This window comes from Actinoplanes sp. L3-i22 (assembly GCF_019704555.1).
In the GTDB taxonomy this organism is placed as follows: Bacteria; Actinomycetota; Actinomycetes; order Mycobacteriales; family Micromonosporaceae; genus Actinoplanes.
In genome coordinates this window covers 11,469,809-11,493,668 of sequence record NZ_AP024745.1, presented here as the reverse complement: position 1 = coordinate 11,493,668, position 23,860 = coordinate 11,469,809, and the positions used below count along the sequence as shown (strand labels likewise).

The window sequence follows — 23,860 nt, the reverse complement described above, 5'->3', positions numbered from 1 at the left end:
CCTCCTATGGCCAAGCGCATCGAAGCGAGCAACGTCTCCTCCTACTACGGCTCCTTCAAGGCGATCGACAACGTCTCGATGACCGTCGAGCCGAAGACGATCACCGCCCTGATCGGCCCGTCCGGCTGCGGCAAGTCGACCTTCCTCCGGTCGATCAACCGCATGCACGAGGTCCTGCCGAACGCGCGGATCGAGGGTCGCCTGACCATCGACGACCAGAACATCTACGACCCGGACGTGGACATCACGGCCGTCCGTCGCATGATCGGCATGGTCTTCCAGCGCCCGAACCCGTTCCCGACGATGTCGATCTACGAGAACGCGGTCGCCGGCCTCAAGCTCAACGGCGTCAAGAAGAAGGCGATCCTCGACGACGCCGCCGAGAAGTCGCTGCGTTCCGCGAACCTGTGGGACGAGGTCAAGGACCGCCTGGACCGGCCGGGCGCCGGCCTCTCCGGCGGTCAGCAGCAGCGTCTCTGCATCGCCCGCACGATCGCGGTCGAGCCCCAGGTCGTGCTGATGGACGAGCCGTGCTCCGCGCTCGACCCGATCTCGACGCTGGCGATCGAGGACCTGATGTTCAAGCTGAAGGACCGCTTCACGATCATCATCGTCACGCACAACATGCAGCAGGCCGCCCGGGTCAGCGACAAGACCGGCTTCTTCTCCATCGACAAGACCGGCGACCCCGGCCGTCTCATCGAGTACGACGACACGCAGAAGATCTTCAGCAACCCGTCGCAGAAGAAGACCGAGGACTACATCACCGGCCGCTTCGGCTGAGCTCGATGGCCTCGCTTCGCTCGGCGGGCATTTCGCCCCTTTGAGCCGTTGCCGAGAGTGCCGAAAAACAACTGCGCTTCGCTGGTCGTTTTTCGGCACTCTCGGCAACGACGGGCGAAATGCGTGCTGGTTCCTGTGGGCGGTCCCCACCCCAACCGGGGGCAGGCCGCCCACCGCCCATTATCCAGCCAAAACGCAAGATCACGGGATCTGCCTGTGGACAGCCCACTGCTGTGGACAACCGCCTAGAGCGACAGCGTGGCGGTGCCGTCCGGGCCGATCTCGACCCGGGGCATCACCGGGTTGGCCGCGTCCCGGTGCGCCGAAGCGGCCACCACGCCGGGGATCGTGCCGCCGGCCGCGATCTGGTTCAGGGTGTGCCGGGTGGGCGGCAGCATCGGCAGGTCCGCCGAGTCCAGCGGGTCGATCCAGGCCGTCCGGTCGGCCTCGCCGGAGACGTCGCGGGCCGCCTGCGACTCCGGCAGCAGCGCCGCGAAGAACCAGGTGTCGAACCGTTTCGGCTCGAACTCCGGGGTGATCCACCGGGCCCACGGCAGCAGCAGGTCGTCGCGCAGCCGCAGCCCCCGCCGATCGAGCAGCTCGGCCATCGTCAGCTCGCGCCGCAGCACCGCCGCCCGGTCCGACTCCCAGGTGGGGTCGTCCGCGTCGGCGACCGTCCGGTCCGGCTCGGCGGCCGCCCCGGCCAGCACCACGCCGGCCTCCTCGAACAGCTCCCGCGCGGCCGCGCCGACCACGGCCCGGGCCTGCTCCTCCGGCACGCCGAGGCGGGCCGCCCAGTCGTCGCGCAGCGTCTCCGGACGGTCCGACGGGTCAACGGCGCCACCGGGGAACGCGTACACGCCGCCGAACGCCATCGACGTCATGCGGCGGAGCACGTACACCTGGAAGCTTTGTCCGGAAGGCCGCAGCAGGACCACCGTGGCGGCCGGGCGGGCCGGCGCGGGCGGCCCGGTGAACTCCCGCGCCCTCTTGATCATCGCGGGTGGAAGTGGCATCGGCTCGGTCACCGCCCGATCCTGCCACCATCCGGCCGTCTCCGATGGCTCCCGGACAGACGCTTTCCTCCGGAGATACGGTATCGATCATGACCGGACAGAACGTTCGCTGGGGAATCCTCGGGCTCGGCGGGATCGCCGACACCTTCGCCGCCGACCTGCCCCTGGTGCCGGGCGCGGAACTGGCCGCGGTCGGCTCGCGCGACCAGGCGACCGCCGACGCCTTCGCCGCGAAGCACGGATTCGCCCGCGCGCACGGCTCCTACGCCGCGCTGGCCGCCGACGACGCCGTGGACGTCGTCTACATCGCCACCCCGCACGCCTACCACCACGCCGGCGCGCTGCTGTGCATCGAGGCCGGCAAGTCCGTGCTGGTCGAGAAGCCGATCACGCTGGATCTGCCGTCCGCCGCCCAGCTGGTCGAGGCCGCCCGCGAGCGCGGCGTCTTCCTGATGGAGGCGATGTGGATGCGCTGCAACCCGGCCATCCGCAAGGCCGCCGAACTGGTCGACGAGGGCGCGATCGGCTGGGTCAGCGCGATCCACGCCGACTTCGGCCTGCAGGGCCCGTTCGGCGCCGAGCACCGCCTGCGCGCCCGCGAGCTCGGCGGCGGCGCCCTGCTCGACCTCGGCGTCTACCCGATCCACCTGGCGCACCTGTTCCTCGGCCTGCCCAGCTCGGTCCAGGCCTGGGCGCACCTCACCCCGGAACGCGTCGACGAGCACACCGGCATCCTGCTCGGCTGGCAGTCCGGCGCGATCGGCGCGCTGACCTGCAGCATCAACGGCAACAGCCGGAACGCGGCGACGATCACCGGCACCGACGGCCGGATCGAGATCCCGCCGGGCTTCATGGTGCCGCGCTCGTTCACCCTGAACCGCCCGGACAAGGCGCCGGAGACCTTCGAGTTCGACTTCCCGGGCAGCGGCTACCAGTTCGAGGCGGCCGAGGTGCAGCGCTGCCTGGCCGCGGGGGAGCTGGAGAGCCCGCTGGTCTCCCAGACCACCACCCTGGAGGTCATGAACCTCCTCGACTCGATTCGCGAACAGATCGGCGTCTTCTACGAGTAGCGCGGGCCCGGCAGGCGATTCTCATCGAAGTTCAAGATCTTTTTTGCCTCGGCTGCGGCCGATAACTGATCGTCGCTCCCGCGGGGACCCTTCCGGGCCTCGCAGGGCGCCGGGGCGCCCAAAACGCGAGGCCCTCCAGGGCGATGTCCGAGGGTGGTTGGGCTCTACCCCAAGATCCGAACCCGTGGGAGTTATCCACACTGCCGGGCCATCCACAGGCCCCGGACACGATCTTGGCGAATCACGCGACAATTACGTCAGAGGCGGTGGCCCCCCTCAGGGAGGGCGGGACCTGCTCTTTACGGGGCCGGGCGCTTTTCCACCTATGGTGCGGGCCAGGGGCACAGCTGGCGTGCCCCAGAGGCACAGCGCGCGGCGCTCAGGGCTGTTCGAGCAGGCGGGGGACAGCCCCTCACGGCCGGCCCGGGCCGCGAGCACGCTCAAGGCCGGCCTGGACCGTGGGCACGCGGGGACAGCCACTCAGGGCCGGCCTGGGCCGTGGGCACGCGGGGCAGCGCTCAGGGCTGGCCAGGACCGTGAGCACGTGGGGGCGGCCCGCACGGCCGGCCAGGACCGCGAGTGCCGGGCCGAGACCAGGCGGCGGTCAGGTGAAGAACCGAGTCAGGCGAAGAGCGGGCGGACTACGAAGTAGAGGACGCAGGCGATCAGGGCGGCCGCGGGGAACGTGGTCACCCAGGCGATCACGATGTTGCCGGCGACGTTCCAGCGGACCGCGCTCAGTCGCTTCGTCGCGCCCACGCCCATGATCGCCGAGGTGATCGTGTGGGTGGTCGAGATCGGGGCGTGCAGGACCCAGGCGTTGAAGTACAGGACCGTGCTGGCGACGGTCTCCGCGGCGAACCCCTCGGCCGGCCCCAGGTCGATGATCTTGCGGCCCAGGGTGCGGATGATGCGCCAGCCGCCGGTGTACGTGCCGATCGCCAGCATCGTCGCGGACGCCCAGTAGACCCACTGCGGGATGTGCGTGGTGTCGCTCTGGTAGCCGCCGCTGTACAGGGCCAGGACCACGATGCCCATCGTCTTCGCGGCGTCCTGGGTGCCGTGGCCGACGGCCATCAGGGCGGCCGAGACGGTCTGTGCGTTGCGGAAGCCGCGGTTCAGCCGGCCGGGGTGCCCCCGCCGGAAGATCCACATGATGGCGACCATCGCGATGAAGCCGAGGATCAGGCCGACGACCGGCGACAGGATCATCGGGATCAGGACCTTCTGGATGATCGTCGCCCACTGGACGGTCCCGATGCCGGCGAACAGGGTGGCGCCGACCAGGCCGCCGAACAGCGCGTGCGACGAGCTGGACGGGAGCCCGAAGTACCAGGTGATCAGGTTCCACACGATCGCGCCGAGCACGCCGGCGAAGACGATGCCGAGGCTGGGGATGCCGACCGGCAGGTGGACCAGGCCCTCACCGACGGTCTGGGCGACCTTGGTGCCGAGGTGGGCGCCGATGAAGTTGCCGACCGCGGCCATCGCCAGGGCCACTCGCGGGGTCAGGGCACGGGTGCTGATGCTGGTCGCGATCGCGTTCGCCGCGTCGTGGAAGCCGTTGGTGTAGTCGAACACCATGGCGGCGACGATCACCGCCAGGACGGCGACGAGTTCCGGGGACAACCTCAGGACTCCTTGACCGCGATGGTCTCGACCGTGTTGGCCACGTGCTCGAACGCGTCGCAGGCCGCCTCCAGCTCGTCGGCGACCTCCTTCATCTTCAGCACGGTGAGCGCGTCGTACTCTCCGGAGAAGAGCCGGACCAGCAGCATCCGGTAGGCGCGGTCACCGTCGTTCTCCAGGCGGTTGATCTCGATCCAATACTCTTCGAGATTCTTCATCGACCGCAGCCGGGGCATCGCGTCCGCGGTGATCTTCGCCTGCTGGTCGAGCACGGTGATCAGCTCGTGCATCTCCCGGGGCAGCGACGGCAGCTCGGTCAGCCCGTACAGGTAGAGCAGGTTGCCGACCGCCTCGAGGTGGTCCATGACGTCGTCCAGCTGGGAGCCGAGCGAGTAGATGTCGGCCCGGTCGAACGGGGTGATGAACGTCGAGTTGATCTTCTTGTACAGCTCGTGCGTGATCGCGTCGCTGTCGTGCTCGACGTCGCTCAGCCGTTCACTGACCGACTGCACGTCCACCCCCGGCAGGGCCAGCTCATTGAGCAGCTCGGTCCCCTTGACCAGGTTGTACGAGGCCTTGCTGAAGAGGTCGTAGAAAATACCCTCGACGGGACGGAATGAGAACTTCACGGCGCGGACCTCGATCGACGGGCTATTCGTTTGATCTCCGACCCGCATGATATCGGTCCCCCGTGGTTCACCCTTCCGTCACGGTGCTGAATCGTGTCCGGGATGCCGCACGTTCGGCCTGGCCAGAGCTGCGCAGGAAGCGCGCGAGCCCGTGCAGGTCAGTGTCGGCGATCACGTCCACGCCGGCGGCCAGCAGCTCGGACCAGACCGCGGCCCGGGCCCGCTTGGCGCCGTCCGGCAGTCCGCTGATCCGGACCGTACGGCCGTCCTGGTGCGCCGCCCGCACCAGCGCGTGCAGCAGATGCCGCTCCTCGGCGGCGATCGGCTCCCGCCCGTCCCAGCCGAACCGGTGTGTCCACGGCTCGCTGAGCACCGGTGCCAGCTCCGCCGGGGCGGATCGGGAGTCCAGGTCGTCGAGGGTGCCGTCGGCGAACGCGTACCGCACCGGCTGGGCGGCGAGCAGGTCCCGGGCGTCCACGATGCCGGTCACCGTCACGGTCACCACGCCCGGCGTCATCTCGCCGCCGGCGCAGTGGCTGAGCAGCGGCGCGTGGTCGCGCAGCTGCTGGTCCAGCATCCGGTAGGCGCGCAGCAGCGACTCGGTGTCCCGGTTCGGCCCGGCGAACTCGACGGCCAGTTGGAACGGCGTGCGCTGGTCCGGCCAGAGCCGCCCGGCGCTGCTCTGCGCGCGGGTGAAGAGCGGCGCCAGCACGAGGCGCCGCAGGGTCCGGCCGGGCCGCGGGGCGCCGGGGCCGAGGAACAGCTCGCCGTGCGGCCCGGGGACGACCCGCACGGTCATGCCGCCCAGTCCGAGCCGCAGCACCGCCGGCAGCGGGTCGTCGAACCGGTCCGTGATCAGCGCGTGTCCGCCGGCGAGGCAGCCGCGGGGCCGGCGGGCGAGGGCGATCGACATGGCCCCGCCCGCGCCGGCGAGTCCGGCCAGGCTGCCGGCGAGAGTTGCCATGTCCTGCACGTGCACCACCCTATTTAGCCTAAAAATACCTTTTATACTGTGGCACAGGTGATACCCGACCCTCGGCATCCCGCGCAGAATTGCGTCATGCCGTCGCCTTCCCCGAGCGAGTTCGAGGTCCACCGGCCGTACCTGACGGCTGTCGCCTTCCGCATGCTCGGCAACCGGGCCGAGGCCGAGGACGCGGTCCAGGAAGCCTGGCTGCGCTTCGCGCCGCAGGATCAAACTCAGATTCGCGACGTACGGGGTTGGCTCACCACCGTCACCGGCCGGATCTGCCTGGACCAGCTCAACTCCGCACGGGTCCGCCGTACGTCCTACCCGGGCGAGTGGCTGCCGGCCTTCGCCGTCGACCCGGATGCCGACCCGGCCGTCCTCGCCGAGCGGGCCGACCAGGTCAGCATCGCGCTGCTGGTGGTGCTGGAGCGGCTCACCCCGGAGCAGCGGGTCGCGTTCGTCCTGCACGACGCGTTCGGCGTGCCGTTCGAGGAGGTGGCGACGGTGCTCGACACGACGCCGGCGGCGGCTCGGCAGCACGCGTCGCGGGGACGCAGGGCGGCGGCCGACGGTGGGATCCGGCACTCGGCGGGGCCGGCTGAGCAGCGGCGGGTGCTGAACGCCTTCCTGATCGCGGCGCAGAGCGGCGACGTCCGTACGCTCGCCTCGGTTCTGGCCCCTGACGTTGTCGCGATCAGCGACGGCGGCGGCGTGGTGCGCGCGGCGTTGCGCCCGATCTTCGGCTCGGACAAGGTGAGCCGCTTCTTCCACGGCCTGCTCAGCCGCCGGCTGGACGACGTGCGCGACATGCGGGTCGAGCCGGTGCTGATCGAGGGCGACGCCGGGATGCTGCTGCGCGGCGTCCGGGGGGACGGCTCCCGGCTGCTTGTGGTGCTCACCGCGGCCGTCGAGGACGGGCGGATCACCGGGCTCTTCGTGCAGCAGAACCCGGCGAAGGTCCTACTGGGTGACCTCGGATAGGTGCTTGCGGTAGTGCGTGGCGAACGGCTCGGTGCCGTCACCGAGCCGGCCCATCAGCAGCGCAGCGGCCGCGTTCGCCTCGACGACCAGGTCCTCCGGGTAGCCGAACAACGCCCGGTGCTCCTCGAACTCGTCCTCGTCGCGCAGCTCGACCAGGCCGGTCTCACGCCGCCGGACCACGTCCAGGTCCAGGTCGATGATGTGGACCGTGTCACCCTCCCAGCGCGCCGGGGTGGTGATGTCGCAGTAGACCTCACTGGTCCGCGGCGGCGGGTTGAACATCCCGGTCCACCACGCGTGATGCGGGACGAGCAGGACGAACGGGATCTGCTCGACGGACGGCCGGCCGTGGTAGACCGAGGCCGTGCCGTGCGTCACGCCGACCCAGATGCCCAGGTCGTCCTCGGCCAGGCGGCGGGCCGGATAGTCACGATGGGCGGAGCCGTCGTACTTGGTGTAGATGACCCGGACCATCTCGCTCGGCATGGGTGCACCCTAACGGTGACCCGGATATGTCGGTGGTGCCGGGTACGGTTCCTGCGTGCCCGCAGCTACCAAGAAGAAGGCGTCCGCCGAACAACTCCTCGCCGCCGCGGTCGGCGCCGTCCCCGGGGGCTCCGCGCGCCCAGGTCAGCAGGCCATGGTCGCCGCGATCGAGAAGGCCATCCGGGATCGTGAGCACCTGCTCGTGCAGGCCGGCACGGGCACCGGGAAGAGCCTGGGATATCTCACCCCCGCGTTGCTCGTCGAGGGCCCGGTGGTGGTCTCCACGGCCACCCTCGCCCTGCAGAACCAGCTGGTCGAGCACGACCTGCCCCGGCTGGCCACGGCGGTCGAGCCGGTGCTCGGGCGCAAGCCGACGTTCGCCGTGCTCAAGGGCCGGCACCACTACCTCTGCATGGCCAAGCTGGAGCACGTCGACGAGGAGGCGCCCACCGACACGCTCTTCGACGACGCGCCCGCGCCCAAGGCCGGCCAGTGGCTGGGCGAGGCGGGCCGGATCGGCAAGCAGGTCGTCCGGATCCGGAAGTGGGCCGACAAGACCCAGACCGGTGACCGCGACGAGCTCGACCCGGGCGTCGACGAGACGGCCTGGCGCTCGGTCTCGATGCCGGCGCGGGACTGCGTCGGCGCGGCGCGCTGCCCCTACGGCCAGGAGTGCTTCGCCGAGGCGTCCCGGGTGCGGGCCCGCGAGGCCGACATCGTGGTCACCAACCACAGTCTGCTCGCCGTCGACATGCTCTCCGAGCGGCACATCATCCCGCCGCACAAGCTGCTCGTCGTCGACGAGGCGCACGAGCTCGCCGAGCGGGTCTCCTCGGCCTCCCAGGCCGAGCTCACGCCGGAGGCGATCGAGCGGGCCGGCCGGCGCTCCCGCACGCTGATCCCGCCGGCCGCCTCCGAGGCGCTGGCCGAGGCCGCCGACGCGCTCACCATCGGCCTCGCCGACGTGCCGGCCGGGCGGATCACCGACGGGCTGCCCGACGGGCTGCGCCAGGCGGTCGCGCTGCTGGAGACGGCGACCCGGGCCGGGCTCACCGGGATCGGCGAGGTCAAGAGCGACGACCCCGATCCGGTCCGGAAACAGCAGGCCAAGGCGGTCCTGGACGAACTGTCGACGACCGCCCAGCGGTTGCTCGAGGAGGACGACTTCGACGTCGCCTGGGTGGAGAAGTCCGAGATCGGCGCCGGCCGCCGGGCACTCGTCGTCGCGCCGCTCTCCGTGCACGGCACGCTCGCCCAGGCGCTCTACGAGGACCGGACGGTGGTGGCCGCCTCGGCGACGCTGACCCTGGGCGGCCGCTTCGACACCGTCGCCCGGTCGCTGGGCCTGCCGGTGGCGGCGACCCAGGGGGATGCTCCGGCCTCCGGTGACGGCTGGACGTCGCTCGACGTCGGCTCCCCGTTCGATTACCCCAAACAGGGCATTCTGTACGTGGCCGCGCACCTGCCCCGGCCGATGGCGTCCGGTCTGCCCGACGCCGCCGGGGAGGAACTGCTCAAGCTGGTGCAGGCGCTCGGCGGGCGCACCCTCGGGCTCTTCTCCTCGCGCAAGGCGGCCACCCAGGCCGCCGAGCTGCTGCGCGCCCGGACCGACCTGCCGATCCTGCTCCAGGGCGACGAGACGCTGCCGATCCTGGTCCGCAAGTTCCGGGAGGACAAGAACAGCTGCCTGTTCGGCGTGATGTCGCTCTGGCAGGGCGTGGACGTGCCCGGCGACGCGTGCCAGCTGGTGGTCATCGACCGGCTGCCGTTCCCGCGGCCGGACGAGCCGCTCGCCGCGGCCCGCTCGGCCGCCGCCGACGCGGCCCGGCCGGGCTCCGGCTTCGTGTCGGTGAGCGTGCCGATCGCGGCGATCCGCCTGGCGCAGGGCGTCGGCCGGCTGATCCGGTCGACCGGCGACAAGGGCGTGGTGGCGGTGCTCGACTCCCGGCTGGAGACGGCCCGGGGCTACGGGGCGTTCCTGCGGAACTCGCTGCCCCCGTTCTGGTACACGACCCGCTCCGAGGTCGCGATGGGTGCGCTGACCCGGCTGGCCGGCTCATGAGACTGATCTCGTGCACGTTCCTGGTCGCCCCCGGCGGGTCGCTGCTGCTGCAGCTGCGCGACGACCGGGCGCCCTACTACCCGAACGTCTGGGGGCTGCCCGGCGGGTCGGTCGAGCCGGGGGAGACCCCGATCGAGGCGGCCGCGCGGGAGCTGCTGGAGGAGACGAGCCTGCGGGCCGACGGGCCGCTGCGGTTGTTCGAGCGGCAGGAGCTGCCGGCCGAGGGGCGGGTCAAGCACTACTTCGTCGGCCGCACCACCGCCACGCAGGCGGACGTGGTGCTCGGCGAGGGTGCCGCGATGCTGTTCGTCCCGGCCGCCGAGGTGCTGGACCGGCCGTTCACCCCGGGCAGCGCCGAGGTGATCGCCCGGTTCCTCAGCTCGCCGGAGTACCAGGCGGCCATCACCGGCTCGTAGGCCACTCGTGTCACCATGGCTGCCGTGACGGGGCCGGGGATGGGGTTCGAGGTCGCCGGGGCTGCGCGGAAGCGCCGGCGCCGGTGGATCGGCGCGGTCGTCGCCGGTTGGATCGTGGTGCTGGCGCTGCTGTCCTGGTGGTCGATCCGCAACGACCCGGCGACCGTGCCCGAGCAGCGCGACGTCAGGCAGGCCATGCCGGCGCTGCGGACGGCGGCCGGGGTGCTGCTGGACGCGGCCACGCGCGCGGGTGTGCCGTCCAGGAACGAGGGCGCCGACGGCGTGCCCGCCGACGGCCTGCCGTGGGCGGTGCGGCTGGGCGCGATCCGGACCGCCAGCTGCCCGCTGACGCCCGTCCGGGAGGGCGTGGACGTGAGCCGTGACGTGTTCCTCTACGTGCCGCAGGGCCTGGCCCGGGCCGCGCTCGGGCGGGTCGCCGGGATCCTGCCGGAGAGCTACCGGGCCGGCGTGGTGGCCGCGCGGGTCGGCACGACGCTGTCGTTGTTCGCGGATGCCGGCGACTTCATCGCGATCGACGCCGACGCGAAGGCCGACGACCAGGTGCTGACGTTGTCGGCGTCGACCGGCTGCCGGCCGGGCCCGGCCGACCTCGGGAGCGATCCGGCCGCGGGTCCGGCGCCGGCGACCCTGACCGGGACGGTGCGGGCGCTCGGCGGGCCGGCCGGCGCGGCGGTGTCGGCGCAGGTGGTGGCGTGTGCCGCGGGCGGATCGGCGGCGACCTGGGAGGCGACCGCCGGGGCGAGCGGGGACGGGCCGCGGGGAGTGCCGGCCGGGGTGACGCCGGTGTGGGCCGGGGCGGGCGGCTGGGCGTACCGAATCGGCTCTGAATCTTTTGTCGTTGCCGACAGCGGCGAGAACCTGCAGGTCAGCGTGACCACCGCCTGCGGTCAGTAGACGAGGGCCTGCGCGCCCTCGGTCATGATCTCCTCGACGAAGACGGCGGCGCCGGCGATCCGGATGCCCGGCAGGATGTCGTCCGGGCCGATGTTCCGCCGAGCCGCGCACTGCGTGCACGCGGTGATCCGGCCCGCCTCGAGCAGGACTTCGATCAGGTCGGGCAGCGGCGCGGCGTGCGGGAGCTCGAACTCGGCGGCGCGGCCGGGCAGGGCGAACCAGGTGGACTCGCCGGTCAGCCAGAACGACACGTCGACCCCGGCCGTGGCGGCGGTCGTCGCGACGTTGAAGGCCTGGTTGCAGCGTTCTGGGGCGTCCGCGCCCGCGGTGGCCTTGACGACCAGCAAACGTGCCATAGCGGCCAGCATAAGATGGGCCGGTCATGGTTACAGAGATCGGGTTCGTGAGCCTGCTGGTCGCCGGGATGGGCGCGCTGGCGGGCGGTTTCGGCTATTTGGCGATGCGTATTTCGAGGGGGCGTTGGTGAGCAGCGAGACGGAGAACCCACTGGGCCCGCCGCCGTGGATGAACGCCCCGCCGGTCGACGCCTACCCCTACGAGGACACCCACGACCTGCGGGTCGGTCCGGACCTGCACCACTCGCTGCTCGGGCTGCTGCCGTTCGTCGGCCTGTGGCGCGGTCGCGGGCAGGGCGGCTTCCCGGCGGAGGAGGACTACAACTTCGCCCAGGAGATCCGGATCAGCCACGACGGGCGGGACTTCCTGCGCTTCGAGTCGCGGGCCTGGCTGCTCGACGACGAGTCGAAGTCGCTCGGGCAGGCGCTGACCGAGTCCGGCTTCTGGCGTCCGGTGCTGAAGGACGGGCAGCCCGGCGACGAGATGGAAGCCACGATGATCCGGCCGGACGGCGTCGCCGAGCTGTACCTGGGGAAGGCCGCCAGCACGCGGCTGGAGATGGGCACCGACGCGGTGGCGTACACGCCGTCCGGGCTGCACGTGACCGGCGGGCACCGGCTGTTCGGCGTGGTCGAGGGGGCGCTGCTCTACGCGCACGAGATCTCGATCGACAACAGTGATCTGACGCCGCACATGTCGGCGCGGCTGCTGCGTATCGGCGGCTGACCGCGAGGGCGACGGGGTGGCGGGTCGTCAGAAGCCGAGGAGCTCCAGCAACCGGGGCGTCCACGGCGACCGGGCCCGCCGCACCCCGTCCAGCGACACCACCTCGGCCAGCCCGCGCAGGGACGACGACAGCCAGATCGTGTCGGCCGCGGCCAGCTCCGGCAGTGTGATCATGCGCTGGACCGGCCGCAGGCCCACCGACGGCGCCACCGACAGCAGGTGGGCCGCGGTGATCCCGGGCAGGATCCCGGCCCGCTCCCACGGGACCGTGGCCAGCTCGTCGCCGGTCAGCCAGACGATCGACGAGGTGGGGCCCTCCAGCGCGTACCCCTCGGTGGAGAGCCAGACCACGTCGTCGGCGTGCTGCCGCGCCGCCCAGCGCCGGGCCGCGAAGTTGCTCGCGTAGGACAGTGACTTGGCGGCGGACAGCGACCACGGCGGGCGGTGCCCCGCGGTGACCCCGAGGTCGGCGCTGAGCACCCGGATCCCGTCCCGGCGTTCCCGCAGCACCGACGCGGGGATCTCGGAGACGCCGGTGTGCAGCAGGTTCCGGGTGTAGATGATTCTCATCGCACCGACTTGTCCGGCAAAGGCCGACAACTCGGGTGTGGGTGGTGCGGGCAGGTCGAGCAGGGCGGCGGATCGGGCCAGGCGCTCCAGGTGCTCGGCCAGGAGCCACGGGCCGGACGGGCGCAGGTGCAGGGTCTCGAACACCCCGTCGCCGAGGAGGTCGGCCGGGTCCACCAGGATCTGCTCGTTCATCAACTTGAAACTAGCGAACTATGCTCGTGGGGTGCCCGCCACTTCACTTGCCGCCATGCTCCGGGAGCGCGGCCTGCGGCTCACCCCGCAGCGTCAGCTGATCCTCGAAGCGGTGCACGAGCTCGGCCACGCGACCCCCGAAACGGTGCACAACGCGGTCCGGGAGCGGGTCGCCGGGGTGAACATCACCACGGTGTACCGGACGCTGGAGCTGCTGGAAGAGCTCGGCCTGGTCAATCACACCCACCTCTCGCACGGCTCGCCGACCTACCACGCGGCCGGCGATCATCAGCACGTGCACCTGGTGTGCCGTTCCTGCGGGTCGATCGAGGAGATGGACCCGGCGGTGCTGCTCCCGGTCTGCGACCGGCTGCTCGAGGAACGGGATTTCCGGGTCGACGTGGGGCACGTCTCCCTTTTCGGTGTCTGTGGCAAATGCAAGGAGTCGGCGTGACCGTGGTGATGGTCGATGATCTCGACCCGGGTTCGGCTGACGCGGGGGTGCCGGCGCATTTCGGCGACCCGATGAAGGAGCAGCGCCTCCTGGAGACCGCGGTCGGCCTGGTCGACCGGTCGAACCGGGACGTGCTCGCGGTGCCGGGCGAGGAGCGCGCGAGCTGGCTGCACACGCTGACCACCCAGCACCTCTCCGACCTCACCGCGAATCAGGGCAGTGAGCTGCTGGTCCTCTCCCCGCACGGGCACGTGGAGCAGCACGCCTTCGTCACCGAGGACGGCACGACGGCGTGGCTCGACACCGAGCCGGGCGCCGGTGCCGGCCTGCTGAAGTACCTGACGATGATGCGCTTCTTCACCAAGGTGGAGCCGCGCGACGCGACGTCCGAGATCGCGGTGCTGTCGCTGGTCGGGCCGGGCGCCGCCGACCTCTTCCCCGACCTGGCGAAACCCCGGGTGGGCGCGGTGCCGGGTCCGAAGTTCGCCGCCGGGTCCGTGCCACCCGAGGCCACGGCGCTCTATTCGGTACGGGCGTTCGAGGGCGGCCTGGCCCGTCGGGTCCCGCTCGGGGTCGACCTGCTGATCCCGCGGCACGCGAAGACGTCCGTGATCGAGAAGCTGGGCGTCCCCCGGGCCGGCCTGTGGGCCTATGAGGCGATCCGTGTCGCCGCCCGCACCCCGCGCCTCGGTCACGAGACCGACCACAAGACCATCCCCGCCGAGGCGGACTTCCAGGCGGCCGCCGTGCACCTGGACAAGGGCTGCTACCGCGGGCAGGAGACGATCGCCCGGGTGCACCACCTCGGCCGGCCGCCGCGCCGGCTGGTGCTGCTGCACCTGGACGGGATCGCCACCGATCACCCGCCGGTGCACGGGACTCCGGTGGAGCTGGACGGGCGGGCGGTCGGGTTCATCGGGACCGGGGTGCGGCATCACGAGCTGGGGGTGGTCGCGCTGGCCGTGCTGAAGCGGAACGTGGCCGACGACGCGCGCCTGATCGTGGGGGAGTCGGCGGCGGCGATCGACGCCTGACGAGGGCGGGCGGGGCTTCACGCCGTACGTCGAAAGCGGTTTCGGTTTTCTGCGCCGCGGGCGCGGTGGCAGGATGACCGGCATGACCGGGACCTTGATCACCGTCGCCCCGACCGGCGCGGAGAGCAGCAAGGCGGACGTGCCGGCTCTGCCAGTGACCCTGGACGAGCTGGTTTCGACCGCGAAGGAGTGCGAGGCGCTCGGCGCCTCGATCATCCACGTGCACATCCGGGACGCGGATGCCCGCCCGACCCTCGACCAGGGGCGGCTGCGGGCCACGGTGACGGCGTTGCGCGAGTCGACCGGGCTGATCGTTCAGCTCTCCTCGGGCGGCGCGGTGACCGATCCGGAGAACGACCGGCTGGCCGTGCTGGACGCCGGCCCGGAGATGGCCTCCTGCACGATGGGGACGGTCAACTTCGGCGACGACGTCTTCATGAACCGCTGGGACTTCATCGTCGACCTGCACACCCGGATGCAGGACAAGAGCGTCGTCCCGGAGTACGAGATCTTCGACCTGGGCCAGCTCACCACCCTGCAGCGGCTGCTCAGCCGGCACGGGCTGCCGTTCGGCGGGCACGTGCACCTGGACCTGGTGATGGGCGTGCCCGGCGGGATGCCCGGCACCGCGGCCGCGCTCGTCGCGTGCGAGCAGGTGATCCGGGACCTGCCGGCGGGTACCACGTTCTCGGCGACCGGCATCGGGCGCAGCACGATCCCGGTGATCCTGGCGTCGCTGTCGGCCGGCGGTCACCTGCGGGTCGGGATGGAGGACACCGTGACGTACGCGAAGGGTCGCCCCGTCGAGTCGAACATGCAGCTGGTGGCCCGCGCGGTCGGCTTCGCGCAGCTGGCCCAGCGCCCGCCGCTGACCCCGGCCCAGGCCCGTGAGCTGCTCGGGGTGCCGGCCCGATGACCGTGGTGGCGGAAGTGGTTCGCTCCGGGTTTGTGGAGAGCGTGCACCACGGGGTCGTCGCGTTCAGTGACGGGACCGGCGTCGGGGACGGCGCGAGCCCGTTCTTCCCCCGCTCGTCGAACAAGCCGTTGCAGACGGTCGGCATGCTGCGCAGCGGACTCGTGCCGCGCGAGGCGGCCGACCTCGCCCTGATCAGCGCCAGCCACGACGGCGAGCCGTTCCACGTCGAGCGGGTCACCGCCATGCTGGCCGCGGCCGGGCTCGGTCCGGAGGCGCTGCGCTGCCCCGCCGACCTGCCACTCAGCGACGCCGTCCGGGAGGCGCACCTGCGGGCCGGCGGTGCGGCCGAGCCGATTCTGATGAACTGTTCCGGCAAGCACGCCGGGATGCTCGCGACGTGTGTGGCGAACGGGTGGGACCTGGAGTCGTACCTGGACCCGAAGCACCCGCTGCAGGTGGCGCTGGCCGACGCGGTCAGCGAGCTGGCCGGTGAGCCGATCGCCGCGGCCGGGGTGGACGGTTGCGGCGCCCCGGTGCTGGCGATCTCGCCGACCGCGCTGGCCCGGGCATTCCTGCGGCTGGTCGACGCCGCGCCGGGCACGCCCGAGCGGCGGGTGGCCGACGCGATGCGGGCGCGCCCGGAGCTGGTCGCCGGCACCGGGTCGGCGGACACCATCCTGATGCGGGCGGTGCCGGGCCTGCTGGTCAAGCGCGGTGCGGACGGCGTGGTCGCGGCGGCCGTGCCGGGTGTCGCCGGGATCGCCCTGAAGATCTCCGACGGCGCGGCCCGGGCGCGGGTCCCGGTGCTGTTGGCGGCGCTGCGCCGGCTGGGGGTCACGCCACCGGTGCTGGACGAGCCGGTGCTCGGTGGCGGGCGCGTGGTCGGCGAGGTGCGCGCGATCTTCTAGGGGTGACCCTGAGTTCTCTCCGGGTGACGCGCTTCACGCTAGCTCCTGCTAGCACTTTGCTTGCAGGAGCTAGCACTCCGGGCTAACTTTGGGTCATGGCCAACAAGGACCTGCCGCAGGACATCGGAACCTTCATCCGCGACCTGAGGCAGACCGCGAAGATCTCGTTGCGGCAGCTTGCCGACAAGGCGGGGGTGAGCAACCCCTACCTCAGCCAGATCGAGCGTGGCCTGCGTAAGCCGAGCGCCGAGGTGCTGCAGCAGATCGCCAGCGCCTTGCGTGTGTCGACGCCCGCGATGTATTTGCGGGCCGGACTGCTCGATGGCGAGGGCCAGCAGGGTGTGCTGGCGGCCATCGCGGTCGACCCGGAGCTCACGATCGCGCAGAAGCAGTCCCTGTCGCAGATCTACGAGACGTTCCGTAACGAGAACGCTCGGAACGCGCCGGTTCCCGACGAGCCCGCACCCATGACAGACCCCTCGGAAGAGGAAGAGCTGTTGAAACAGGCCGTGCTCGCCCAGGAGAACGGCGCACCCCGGACCACCCCGATCGCCGAGGAGACGAAATGACCGAGCAGACCAAGACCAAGATCCCGACCCCGCTGTACGCCGCGGCCGGCGCCGGTGACCTCGCCTACCAGCAGCTGCGCAAGCTGCCGGCCGTGCTCACCGAGCTGAGCGACCGCGCCGTCGCCTCGCTGCGCACCGCCAACGTGCAGGCCGGCGAGCTGCAGAAGAAGGCCGCCACCACGGACTTCGACGCGATCCGCAGCAACGCCACCACCGCGGCCACCGCGTTCGCGCAGGTCGCCCAGGAGCGCGCGGTGGCGGCGTACACCGCCCTCGTCGCCCGTGGCGAGAAGGTCGTCGGCACCGGCATCGTCGAGTCCGCCGATGTGGTGAACGCCGACATCGAGGCCACCGAGGCGCCGAAGGCCGTCGAGGCCGCGATCGAGGAGGCCCAGGCGGTCGAGTCCGCCGAGGCCACGCCGAAGCCGCGCAAGCGGGTCAAGCCGGCCACCGCGCCGAAGTCGGCCGAGTAACAGTTCGACATGATCCGCGGGCCCCGGCAACGCCGGGGCCCGCGGCATAGAATTCCCGGCATGGTTCTCTCCGCGCCGATCTTCATCGACGACGTCCAGTACTACGTCCAGAACCTGATCATGATCGCCGCCCTGATCCTGGAGACGGTGGCGTTCGTGCACTGCCTGACTCAGCGTGGCCCGGCCTTCCAGGCCCTCGGCACGCTGCCGAAAGGCGCCTGGGCGGCGATCCTCGGCGTCTGCATCCTCTTCACGTACCTGGGTCGCGGTGCGCTCGGCATCGGCCTGTTCGGCATGATCGGCATCGCCGCGGCGCTGGTGTACCTGCTCGACGTCCGGCCCGGCCTCAAGGACATCGCCGACGGCAAGGGCTTCTGGTGATCCGTCGGTGAGGGGTCGCTTCGGCGCGCCGCCGCCGGACGGCGGGCCCCGCTCCCAGCGCTCCGACCGGACCGGGCCGCGCTCCGGTCGCCCTACGCTGCCGGGTTCGGCCACCGAGCTGGTCACCCTCGCTTCCGGGGTACGGGTGGAGCAGCTCACCACCGGCACCGGCGAGCCGCGGACGGTCTTCGCCCACGGGCTGGCCGGCGACATCGCGAGCACCCGTCCGCTCGGCAGTGCGGTCCTCGGCCGCCGGACGTTCTTCCAGTTCCGCGGGCACGGCCGCTCCGACGCGCCGCCCGGCCCGTGGAGCTTCGGCGACCTCGCCACCGACCTGCGCGGCGTCGCCGACCTGGCCGGCGCGACCCGGGCCCTCGGCGTGAGCATGGGCGCCGGCGCGCTGTGCCGCCTGCTCGCCGACACCCCGGACCGCTTCGACCGGATCGTCCTCTACCTGCCCGCCCCGCTCGACGGCCGCCGCCCCGCCGCCGCCGTGCAGCGCCTCGACCGGCTGCTCGCCTCCGTCGAGTCCGGCGAGGCCGCGATGATCGCCGACGCGGTCGAGGCGGAGCTGCCACCCTCGGTCCGGAACACCCCGGCCGGCTGGAGCTACCTGCGGCAGCGGGTGGAGCAACTGCAGCGCGAGGGGCTGGCCCCAGAGCTGGCGACGCTCTGGACCGATCCGGCCGTCCCGGACGAGTCGCTGCTCAAGGCGTTCCGGGGGCGGGCGCTGATCCTGGGCTGCCGGGACGACGAGATCCATCCGGTGTCGTGGGCGGAGCGGCTGGCCGGGTTGCTCGGCGCTGACCTGCACGTCTACGACCGCCCGTCGGTCCTGTGGACGGACCGGACCGACCTGCGCGACCGCATCTCAACCTTCCTGAACGACTAGCCCCACCCCTCGCGGCACCCACCCCTCGCGGTGCCCGCGCTTGGCAGCGCCCGCGCTCTGCGGCGCCCGCGCTTGGCAGCGCCCGCGCTCTGCGGCGCCCGCGCTTGGCAGCGCCCGCGCTTGGCAGCGCCCGCGCTTGGCAGCGCCCCGGCGCCGCATCCCATCGCGACCCGCACCCGAAAGCCTGGCGGGCGTTGCCTCGGGGAGCCGCCGAGGCGGTTCACGAGCCGAAACCTGGCGCACGGCTTCGGGCCGGCTTCGGGCCGGATGCGGGCTTTGGCGGGATGGCCGAAAGGATGAGGGGCTTATGCCAGCCTTTAGGCCGTTCGTGTCCGAAAACCGTAACTTTTCGCGCTCTTGGGCGATGCTTCTGATGTGCGATTGTCCCCTAAATCCGTTTTTATCGGTCTTGTAGCGATCGGACTGCCCTTCGCGGTCGTGGTCGGCTGGGCGATGGGCACACCCGTCGTGCGTACCGACTCGGCGCTCGACTCCGGCGGCGCCGGTGGCAGCGGCGGTCTCGGCGTCGCCCCCGGCCGGACCAGGCCCGCCACCGCCGGATACGCCGGGCGGCCGGCTGACGCGGGGCCCTCACCGGTCGTGGTCGTCAGCAGCACGGTGATCACCAAGACCGTGACGGTGGCCGCTTCGGCGCCCCCGGCCACCGTGCCGACCTCGTCCCCGCCGCCGATCCTGAGCATGCCGCCGGTACCCACGCCGACCCAGGTCACCGGCCCGCCGGACCCGACCCCGACGCCGTCCGAGACCCTCGCCCCAACCGCAAGTGACGCCCCCTCCGCCGGACCGATCTCCGGCTCCTGACCCAGACGGCCGAGCAACGCGCCCCGGCGAGGCCGGCGGCGCGGCGCGGCGCAGGTGGGCGGCGCGGCGCAGGTGGGCGGCGCGGCGCAGGTGGGCGGCGCGGCGCAGGTGGGCGGCGCGGCGCAGGTGGGCGGCGCGGCGCAGGTGGGGCGAAGCGCCCGCGAGGCTGGGCCGTGCGGCCGGACGTTGCGGCCCGGCGTGGCAGCGCGGCGAGTTGTGGCCGGGCGACGCGACAGTGCGGGCGCGGTGTGGCCGGGCGGCTGGGCGCCGCGGTGTGGCCGGGCGGCGCGACAGCGCGGGCATGGTGTGGCCGGGCGGCTGGGCGTCGCCGGGCCGGTAGCGGGGATCAATGCGTGGAACGCGCCGCGCCAGGACATGCCGGACGAGACACGCACCACTAAGCTCGCGGTTCGTGAAGGAAGATCAGAATCGGCCGCTGACCGCCGTCCGCCAATTCGTGACCGGGGCCGGGCTGCTCGGCCGTGGGCTCGGCCTGGTTCTGCGTAGTCCCCGGCTGCTCGGCCTGGGGCTGCTCCCGGCGCTGATCTCCGGGGTGCTCTACACGATCGGCCTGGTCCTGCTGGTCCGGTTCCTGCCGCAGCTGTCCGAGCGGGTCACCTGGTTCGCCGGCGGCTGGTCCGGCTTCTGGCGGGACTTCGTCGAGGTGCTGGCCGGCGCCGGCCTGGTCGGGCTGGCGCTGCTGCTGGGCGTGCTGACCTTCACGGCGGTGACGCTGCTGATCGGGGATCCGTTCTACGAGAAGATCTCCGAGCTGGTCGAGGACCGGTTCGGCGGCGTGCCCGACGCGGTCGAGGTGAGTTTCTGGGCGTCGTTGCGCCGCAGCCTGGCCGACTCGTTGCGCCTGATCGGCCTGTCGATCCTGGCCGGCATCCCGCTCTTCCTGCTCGGTTTCCTGCCGCTGGTCGGCCAGACGGTGATCCCGGTGCTGGCCGGCGCGGTCGGCGGCTGGCTGCTCGCGCTGGAGCTGACCGGCGTCCCGTTCCAGCGGCGCGGCCAGCGTCTGCGGCACCGCCGCGTGGCGCTCGCCGGGAACGTGCCGCTCACCCTCGGCTTCGGCGTCGCGGTGTTCTGCACGTTCCTGATCCCGCTCGGCGCGATCTTCCTGATGCCCGCGGCGATCGCCGGCGCCACCCTGCTGTCACGCCGGGTCCTCGGCCGCCCCATCGAGATCACCACGGTCAGCTCGCTCTAGATCAAGATCAAATTCGGGAAATTCCGGTCCTACGCTGCGGCCAATAACTGATCGTCGCTCCCGCGGGGACCCTTCCGGGCTTCGCAGGGCGCTGGCGCGCCCTGAACGCGAAGCCCTCCAGGGCGACGTCCGAGGGTGGTTGCGGTCAAAAGGACCCACGCCGGCCAGCCGCCACTCCCGGCCCAGCCGCGCCTCCCGCCCCGCTGGGGTGCGCTTGAGTAAGGGGAAAGGCGTTGACGGTCCGGGTGGGGCGTGCGTTGCTGGTGACCGTTCGGATGGCCGGCATGGGGAGGGTGAGATGAAGGTCGAGCTGGTTGAAGGGGACATCACCGGCCAGCGCGTGGACGTGATCGTCAACGCCGCCAACTCCTCGCTGCTCGGCGGCGGCGGGGTGGACGGGGCGATCCACCGCAAGGGCGGCCCGGAGATCCTCGCCGAGACCCGGATGCTGCGGGCCTCGAAGTACGGCCGGGGGCTGCCCACCGGGCAGGCCGTCCCGACCACCGCCGGCCGGTTGCCGGCCCGCTGGGTGGTGCACACCGTCGGGCCGGTCTTCAGCGCTACCGAGGACCGCTCCGAGCTGCTGCGATCCTGCTATGCCAACTCGTTGCGGGTCGCCGACGAGCTGGGTGCGGCGAGTATCGCGTTCCCGCTGATCTCGGCCGGGATCTACCGCTGGCCGGTCGACGACGCGGTCCGGCAGGCGCTGGACGTGCTGCGCGCCGCCGAGCCCGAGCACCTGCGGACGGCCAGCCTGGTGCTGTTCGGCCCGGAGGTCGCGGCCACGGCCCGTACCGTCGCGGGTCTGTGAAAAGCGGAAGCGCGGGCACCGGTCGTACCGTCGCGGGTTGAGGGTCTTAAAAGATCTTCAAGCGGAATCGCGGACGATGAGCTCGGTCGGGAGCACCAGCGACTCCGGCACCTCGGACTCTCCGCTGATCAGCCGCAGCATCTGCCGGGCGAGCGTCTGGCCGATCTCGCCGATCGGCTGCCGGACCGTGGTGAGCGGCGGATCGCTGTACCGGCTGATGTCGAAGTCGTCGAAGCCGATCACCGCGACGTCCGACGGGACGCGGCGCCCGGCCTCCCGCAGGGCCAGCAGCGCGCCGTGCGCCATCAGGTCGGACGCGACGAAGACGGCGTCCAGCCCGGGGTCCCGGTCGAGCAGCGCGCGCATCGCGGCGATCCCGGACTCGCGGGTGAAGTCGCCGATCTCCACGGTCGCCGGCAGCCCGGCCGCGCTCAGCGTGTCGGTGTAGCCGGCCAGCCGCTCGATCCCGGCGACCATGTCCTGCGGGCCGGCGATGGTGGCGATCCGCTGCCGCCCGCCGGTGATCAGGTGCCGGAGCGCGGCGGCCACCCCACCGGCGTGGTCGACGTCGACGTAGGGCACCGGCGGCTCGGCGGTCATCGGGCGGCCGCTGCAGATCACCGGGATGCCACGCCGGGCGAGCATGCCGGGCAGCGGGTCGGCGCCGTGGATCGAGGCGAACATGACGCCGTCGACGTGACCGGCGACCGCGTAGCGCTCGACCCGGTGATGGCCGGCCTCGGAGCCGGTCATCATCAGCACGAGCTGCTTGTCGGCGGCTTCCAGCTCCATGCCGACCCCGCGGATGATCGCCGGGAAGAACAGGTCGTCGGAGAAGACCCGGTTCGCCGTCTCCGGCAGGATCAGCGCGACCGAGTCGGTCCGCTGCGTGACCAGGCTGCGGGCGGCCTGGTTGGGCACGTACCCCAACTCCTCGACGGCGCGGTTGACCGCCTCCCGGATGGCGACGGCCACCGTGGTGGAGCCGTTGACGACGCGGGAAACGGTCGCGCGGGACACCCCGGCGCGCCGGGCCACCGCTTCCAGGGTGGGCCGCTCCCGCGTCGTCACAAACTGCTCCTAAATCCGGGTCACTCCAGGCCGTTGCGCCGGATCACCTCGCGGTACCACTTCGCGCTGTCCTTGAGCACGCGCTGCTGCGTCGTGTAGTCGACGTGCACGATACCGAAGCGCTTACGGTAGCCCTCGGCCCATTCGAAGTTGTCCATCAGCGACCACAGGAAGTATCCCCGCAGATCGACACCGGCGGCCAGTGCGTCGTAGCAGGCGCGCAGGTGACCGTCGACGTAGTCGATCCGGCGGGTGTCGGCGACCTCGCCGGTGGGGCCGGGGCCGTCCGGGAACGCCGCGCCGTTCTCGGTGATCATCAGCGGGGTGCCCGGGTAGTCCTGGTGGATCCGGGTGAGCAGGCGGGTGAGCGCGGCCGGCTCGATCGGCCAGTTCATGTCGGTGACCGGGCCGACCGGCGGGCGGAACGCGATGCCCTCGCTGCCCGGGTAGGACAGGTCGCCGGGCGCGCCCGGCTTGGCCGACACGTACGCCGGGTTGTAGAAGTTGATCCCCAGCACGTCGAGCGGCTGGTTGATGATCGCCAGGTCGCCGTCCCGCAGCCAGGACAGGTCGGTCAGCCGGGCGATGTGCTCGAGCACGTCCGCCGGGTACTCCCCGCGCAGCAGCGGGTCGAAGAAGATCCGGTTGGCCAGCCCGTCGATCAGCCGGGCGGCGTCCCGGTCGGCCTCGCGCTCCGGGTCCACCGGGTAGACCTCGCACGGGTTCAGCGTGATGCTGATCCGCTGCGCGCCGGCCGCCCGCAGCGCCTGCGCGGCCAGGCCGTGGCCCAGGTTCAGGTGGTGCACCGCGGCCAGCGCCTTGGCCGGGTCCTGCACGCCGGGGGCGTGGATGCCGGAGCCGTAGCCGAGGTAGGCGGAGCACCACGGCTCGTTCAGCGTGGTCCAGGTGCCGACCCGGTCGCCGAGGCGGCGGTAGACGATCTCGGCGTACTCGCCGAACGCCTCGGCGGTCTCCCGGTTCGCCCAGCCGCCGCGGTCCTCCAGCGTCTGCGGAAGGTCCCAGTGGTAGAGCGTGACCACCGGGTCGATGCCCTTGCCGAGCAGCTCGTCGGTGAGCCGGTCGTAGAAGTCCAGGCCCCGGGTGTTGACCGGGCCGGTGCCGTCCGGGCGGACCCGGGGCCAGGCGACCGAGAACCGGTACGACGCCAGGCCCAGGTCGGCCATCAGCGCGACGTCGTCGACGTACCGGTGGTAGTGGTCGCAGGCGATGTCGCCGGTGTGACCGCCGTACACCTTTCCGGGTGTCCGGCTGAACGTGTCCCAGATGGACGGGCCGCGACCGTCCTCCCGTGCCGCGCCCTCGATCTGGTACGAGGCCGTGGCCGCGCCCCAGACGAAGCCGTCGGGGAAAGTGACCCCCGCACGCGCCGGCTGCGCCGACGTGGACGTGACGGTTGCCGTCATGTCTTCACCGCTTCCTTGTTCCGCATGATCAGTCCGCCCTAACTTAACCGGTTCATCTTACGAGACGGAACCGATAGCGGGACGTCATCT

The 23,860-nt window shown here is 71.9% G+C and carries 27 protein-coding genes and 1 pseudogene; 19 read left to right on the top strand and 9 right to left on the bottom strand.

Annotated features, from left to right (window positions below):
- Positions 1-6: 6 nt before the first annotated feature.
- Positions 7-783, top strand: coding sequence for a phosphate ABC transporter ATP-binding protein PstB (gene pstB, locus L3i22_RS51040; RefSeq protein WP_221324583.1), 777 nt, complete (start codon positions 7-9; stop codon positions 781-783).
- Between the two features lie 245 nt (positions 784-1,028).
- Here the strand turns inward: pstB and L3i22_RS51035 are convergent, their stop codons facing one another.
- Positions 1,029-1,799 carry an NUDIX domain-containing protein gene (locus L3i22_RS51035; protein ID WP_221330565.1) on the bottom strand — a complete coding sequence of 257 codons (771 nt, stop codon included), beginning with the start codon at positions 1,797-1,799 and terminating at the stop codon, positions 1,029-1,031.
- 89 nt (positions 1,800-1,888) lie between these two features.
- On the opposite strand from L3i22_RS51035, the gene L3i22_RS51030 reads away from it, so the two are divergent.
- A complete protein-coding gene (locus L3i22_RS51030) occupies positions 1,889-2,869 on the top strand; it encodes a Gfo/Idh/MocA family protein (RefSeq protein WP_221324582.1) in 981 nt (326 codons plus the stop codon).
- Positions 2,870-3,490: 621 nt separating this feature from the next.
- Here the strand turns inward: L3i22_RS51030 and L3i22_RS51025 are convergent.
- The 3 genes from L3i22_RS51025 to L3i22_RS51015 form a co-directional block, all read right to left on the bottom strand.
- Positions 3,491-4,498 carry an inorganic phosphate transporter gene (locus L3i22_RS51025; RefSeq protein WP_221324581.1) on the bottom strand — a complete coding sequence of 336 codons (1,008 nt, stop codon included), beginning with the start codon at positions 4,496-4,498 and terminating at the stop codon, positions 3,491-3,493.
- A gap of 2 nt (positions 4,499-4,500) precedes the next feature.
- Entirely contained in the window at positions 4,501-5,127 is a 627-nt protein-coding gene (locus L3i22_RS51020) for a DUF47 domain-containing protein (protein ID WP_221324580.1), read from the bottom strand.
- A 67-nt stretch (positions 5,128-5,194) separates the two neighbouring features.
- The gene (locus tag L3i22_RS51015) at positions 5,195-6,109 is read right to left on the bottom strand and encodes a hypothetical protein (protein ID WP_255657754.1); all 915 of its coding nucleotides are present in this window, start codon (positions 6,107-6,109) and stop codon (positions 5,195-5,197) included.
- A 78-nt stretch (positions 6,110-6,187) separates the two neighbouring features.
- On the opposite strand from L3i22_RS51015, the gene sigJ reads away from it, so the two are divergent.
- Positions 6,188-7,078 (top strand): RNA polymerase sigma factor SigJ, encoded by an 891-nt coding sequence (gene sigJ, locus L3i22_RS51010; RefSeq protein ID WP_221324579.1) that lies wholly within the window; start codon positions 6,188-6,190, stop codon positions 7,076-7,078.
- On the opposite strand, the gene L3i22_RS51005 is transcribed toward sigJ, so the two are convergent.
- On the bottom strand, positions 7,058-7,564 hold the full coding sequence (locus L3i22_RS51005) for a DUF402 domain-containing protein (RefSeq protein ID WP_221324578.1): 507 nt from the start codon (positions 7,562-7,564) through the stop codon (positions 7,058-7,060). The genes sigJ and L3i22_RS51005 overlap by 21 nt on opposite strands.
- Before the next feature lie 154 nt (positions 7,565-7,718).
- On the opposite strand from L3i22_RS51005, the gene L3i22_RS51000 reads away from it, so the two are divergent.
- Genes L3i22_RS51000 through L3i22_RS50990 form a run of 3 tightly spaced genes read left to right on the top strand, consistent with a single transcriptional unit; the run spans position 7,719 to position 10,957 of the window.
- Positions 7,719-9,626: an ATP-dependent DNA helicase gene (locus tag L3i22_RS51000; RefSeq protein ID WP_255658801.1), complete on the top strand. Its 1,908-nt coding sequence runs from the start codon at positions 7,719-7,721 to the stop codon at positions 9,624-9,626.
- The gene (locus L3i22_RS50995; RefSeq protein ID WP_221324576.1) at positions 9,623-10,042 is read left to right on the top strand and encodes an NUDIX domain-containing protein; all 420 of its coding nucleotides are present in this window, start codon (positions 9,623-9,625) and stop codon (positions 10,040-10,042) included. Before L3i22_RS51000 ends, L3i22_RS50995 begins: the two co-directional genes overlap by 4 nt.
- Before the next feature lie 24 nt (positions 10,043-10,066).
- Complete coding sequence (locus L3i22_RS50990; protein ID WP_255657753.1) at positions 10,067-10,957, top strand: hypothetical protein; 891 nt, start codon at positions 10,067-10,069, stop codon at positions 10,955-10,957.
- Here L3i22_RS50990 and L3i22_RS50985 read toward each other — a convergent pair.
- Positions 10,951-11,325: a DsrE family protein gene (locus L3i22_RS50985; RefSeq protein ID WP_221324575.1), complete on the bottom strand. Its 375-nt coding sequence runs from the start codon at positions 11,323-11,325 to the stop codon at positions 10,951-10,953. The genes L3i22_RS50990 and L3i22_RS50985 overlap by 7 nt on opposite strands.
- 14 nt (positions 11,326-11,339) lie before the next feature.
- Between L3i22_RS50985 and mtfM the strand changes: the two genes are divergently transcribed.
- Together mtfM and L3i22_RS50980 are read left to right on the top strand one after the other, a co-directional pair.
- Positions 11,340-11,444: a small membrane protein MtfM gene (gene mtfM, locus L3i22_RS54535; protein ID WP_275408060.1), complete on the top strand. Its 105-nt coding sequence runs from the start codon at positions 11,340-11,342 to the stop codon at positions 11,442-11,444.
- Between the two features lie 38 nt (positions 11,445-11,482).
- Entirely contained in the window at positions 11,483-12,040 is a 558-nt protein-coding gene (locus tag L3i22_RS50980) for an FABP family protein (RefSeq protein WP_221330563.1), read from the top strand.
- 27 nt (positions 12,041-12,067) lie between these two features.
- Here the strand turns inward: L3i22_RS50980 and L3i22_RS50975 are convergent, their stop codons facing one another.
- Positions 12,068-12,802, bottom strand: a complete 735-nt coding sequence (locus L3i22_RS50975; protein ID WP_221324574.1) for an aminotransferase class IV — start codon at positions 12,800-12,802, stop codon at positions 12,068-12,070.
- A 31-nt stretch (positions 12,803-12,833) separates the two neighbouring features.
- Between L3i22_RS50975 and L3i22_RS50970 the strand changes: the two genes are divergently transcribed.
- The 11 genes and pseudogenes from L3i22_RS50970 to L3i22_RS50920 all read left to right on the top strand — a co-directional run bounded on the left by L3i22_RS50970 (position 12,834) and on the right by L3i22_RS50920 (position 21,275).
- A complete protein-coding gene (locus L3i22_RS50970; protein ID WP_221324573.1) occupies positions 12,834-13,256 on the top strand; it encodes a Fur family transcriptional regulator in 423 nt (140 codons plus the stop codon).
- The gene (locus L3i22_RS50965) at positions 13,238-14,290 is read left to right on the top strand and encodes a folate-binding protein (protein WP_221324572.1); all 1,053 of its coding nucleotides are present in this window, start codon (positions 13,238-13,240) and stop codon (positions 14,288-14,290) included. The genes L3i22_RS50970 and L3i22_RS50965 overlap by 19 nt, the downstream gene beginning before the upstream one ends.
- Before the next feature lie 82 nt (positions 14,291-14,372).
- A complete protein-coding gene (locus tag L3i22_RS50960; protein ID WP_370644324.1) occupies positions 14,373-15,206 on the top strand; it encodes a 3-keto-5-aminohexanoate cleavage protein in 834 nt (277 codons plus the stop codon).
- Complete coding sequence (locus tag L3i22_RS50955) at positions 15,203-16,114, top strand: asparaginase (protein WP_221324570.1); 912 nt, start codon at positions 15,203-15,205, stop codon at positions 16,112-16,114. Before L3i22_RS50960 ends, L3i22_RS50955 begins: the two co-directional genes overlap by 4 nt.
- Positions 16,115-16,209: 95 nt before the next feature.
- Positions 16,210-16,552: pseudogene (locus tag L3i22_RS50950) on the top strand (helix-turn-helix domain-containing protein); the annotation flags it as partial.
- Positions 16,553-16,679: 127 nt separating this feature from the next.
- Positions 16,680-17,156: a hypothetical protein gene (locus tag L3i22_RS50945; protein WP_221324569.1), complete on the top strand. Its 477-nt coding sequence runs from the start codon at positions 16,680-16,682 to the stop codon at positions 17,154-17,156.
- 60 nt (positions 17,157-17,216) lie between these two features.
- Positions 17,217-17,537, top strand: a complete 321-nt coding sequence (locus tag L3i22_RS50940) for a DUF2516 family protein (protein ID WP_221324568.1) — start codon at positions 17,217-17,219, stop codon at positions 17,535-17,537.
- 7 nt (positions 17,538-17,544) lie between these two features.
- Complete coding sequence (locus tag L3i22_RS50935; RefSeq protein ID WP_221324567.1) at positions 17,545-18,429, top strand: alpha/beta fold hydrolase; 885 nt, start codon at positions 17,545-17,547, stop codon at positions 18,427-18,429.
- 453 nt (positions 18,430-18,882) lie between these two features.
- Complete coding sequence (locus L3i22_RS54530) at positions 18,883-19,251, top strand: hypothetical protein (RefSeq protein WP_221324566.1); 369 nt, start codon at positions 18,883-18,885, stop codon at positions 19,249-19,251.
- Positions 19,252-19,663: 412 nt separating this feature from the next.
- The gene (locus L3i22_RS50925) at positions 19,664-20,464 is read left to right on the top strand and encodes an EI24 domain-containing protein (RefSeq protein ID WP_255657752.1); all 801 of its coding nucleotides are present in this window, start codon (positions 19,664-19,666) and stop codon (positions 20,462-20,464) included.
- Positions 20,465-20,762: 298 nt separating this feature from the next.
- The gene (locus tag L3i22_RS50920; protein ID WP_221324565.1) at positions 20,763-21,275 is read left to right on the top strand and encodes an O-acetyl-ADP-ribose deacetylase; all 513 of its coding nucleotides are present in this window, start codon (positions 20,763-20,765) and stop codon (positions 21,273-21,275) included.
- A gap of 57 nt (positions 21,276-21,332) precedes the next feature.
- Here L3i22_RS50920 and L3i22_RS50915 read toward each other — a convergent pair whose 3' ends face one another.
- Together L3i22_RS50915 and L3i22_RS50910 are read right to left on the bottom strand one after the other, a co-directional pair.
- Positions 21,333-22,346, bottom strand: coding sequence for a LacI family DNA-binding transcriptional regulator (locus L3i22_RS50915; RefSeq protein WP_221324564.1), 1,014 nt, complete (start codon positions 22,344-22,346; stop codon positions 21,333-21,335).
- 20 nt (positions 22,347-22,366) lie between these two features.
- A complete protein-coding gene (locus L3i22_RS50910) occupies positions 22,367-23,770 on the bottom strand; it encodes a GH1 family beta-glucosidase (RefSeq protein ID WP_221324563.1) in 1,404 nt (467 codons plus the stop codon).
- Between the last annotated feature and the right edge of the window lie 90 nt (positions 23,771-23,860).

Excerpts from the sequence above, each read along its gene's own strand:
- pstB (WP_221324583.1), top strand. The coding sequence starts at position 7 with ATGGCCAAGCGCATCGAAGCGAGCAACGTCTCCTCCTACTACGGCTCC.
- L3i22_RS51035 (WP_221330565.1), bottom strand. The coding sequence starts at position 1,799 with ATGCCACTTCCACCCGCGATGATCAAGAGGGCGCGGGAGTTCACCGGG.
- L3i22_RS51030 (WP_221324582.1), top strand. The coding sequence starts at position 1,889 with ATGACCGGACAGAACGTTCGCTGGGGAATCCTCGGGCTCGGCGGGATC.
- sigJ (WP_221324579.1), top strand. The coding sequence starts at position 6,188 with ATGCCGTCGCCTTCCCCGAGCGAGTTCGAGGTCCACCGGCCGTACCTG.
- L3i22_RS51005 (WP_221324578.1), bottom strand. The coding sequence starts at position 7,564 with ATGCCGAGCGAGATGGTCCGGGTCATCTACACCAAGTACGACGGCTCC.
- L3i22_RS51000 (WP_255658801.1), top strand. The coding sequence starts at position 7,719 with ATGGTCGCCGCGATCGAGAAGGCCATCCGGGATCGTGAGCACCTGCTC.
- L3i22_RS50995 (WP_221324576.1), top strand. The coding sequence starts at position 9,623 with ATGAGACTGATCTCGTGCACGTTCCTGGTCGCCCCCGGCGGGTCGCTG.
- L3i22_RS50985 (WP_221324575.1), bottom strand. The coding sequence starts at position 11,325 with ATGCTGGCCGCTATGGCACGTTTGCTGGTCGTCAAGGCCACCGCGGGC.
- mtfM (WP_275408060.1), top strand. The coding sequence starts at position 11,340 with ATGGTTACAGAGATCGGGTTCGTGAGCCTGCTGGTCGCCGGGATGGGC.
- L3i22_RS50980 (WP_221330563.1), top strand. The coding sequence starts at position 11,483 with ATGAACGCCCCGCCGGTCGACGCCTACCCCTACGAGGACACCCACGAC.
- L3i22_RS50975 (WP_221324574.1), bottom strand. The coding sequence starts at position 12,802 with ATGAACGAGCAGATCCTGGTGGACCCGGCCGACCTCCTCGGCGACGGG.
- L3i22_RS50965 (WP_221324572.1), top strand. The coding sequence starts at position 13,238 with ATGCAAGGAGTCGGCGTGACCGTGGTGATGGTCGATGATCTCGACCCG.
- L3i22_RS50960 (WP_370644324.1), top strand. The coding sequence starts at position 14,373 with ATGACCGGGACCTTGATCACCGTCGCCCCGACCGGCGCGGAGAGCAGC.
- L3i22_RS50955 (WP_221324570.1), top strand. The coding sequence starts at position 15,203 with ATGACCGTGGTGGCGGAAGTGGTTCGCTCCGGGTTTGTGGAGAGCGTG.
- L3i22_RS50945 (WP_221324569.1), top strand. The coding sequence starts at position 16,680 with ATGACCGAGCAGACCAAGACCAAGATCCCGACCCCGCTGTACGCCGCG.
- L3i22_RS50940 (WP_221324568.1), top strand. The coding sequence starts at position 17,217 with ATGGTTCTCTCCGCGCCGATCTTCATCGACGACGTCCAGTACTACGTC.
- L3i22_RS54530 (WP_221324566.1), top strand. The coding sequence starts at position 18,883 with ATGGGCACACCCGTCGTGCGTACCGACTCGGCGCTCGACTCCGGCGGC.
- L3i22_RS50920 (WP_221324565.1), top strand. The coding sequence starts at position 20,763 with ATGAAGGTCGAGCTGGTTGAAGGGGACATCACCGGCCAGCGCGTGGAC.
- L3i22_RS50910 (WP_221324563.1), bottom strand. The coding sequence starts at position 23,770 with ATGACGGCAACCGTCACGTCCACGTCGGCGCAGCCGGCGCGTGCGGGG.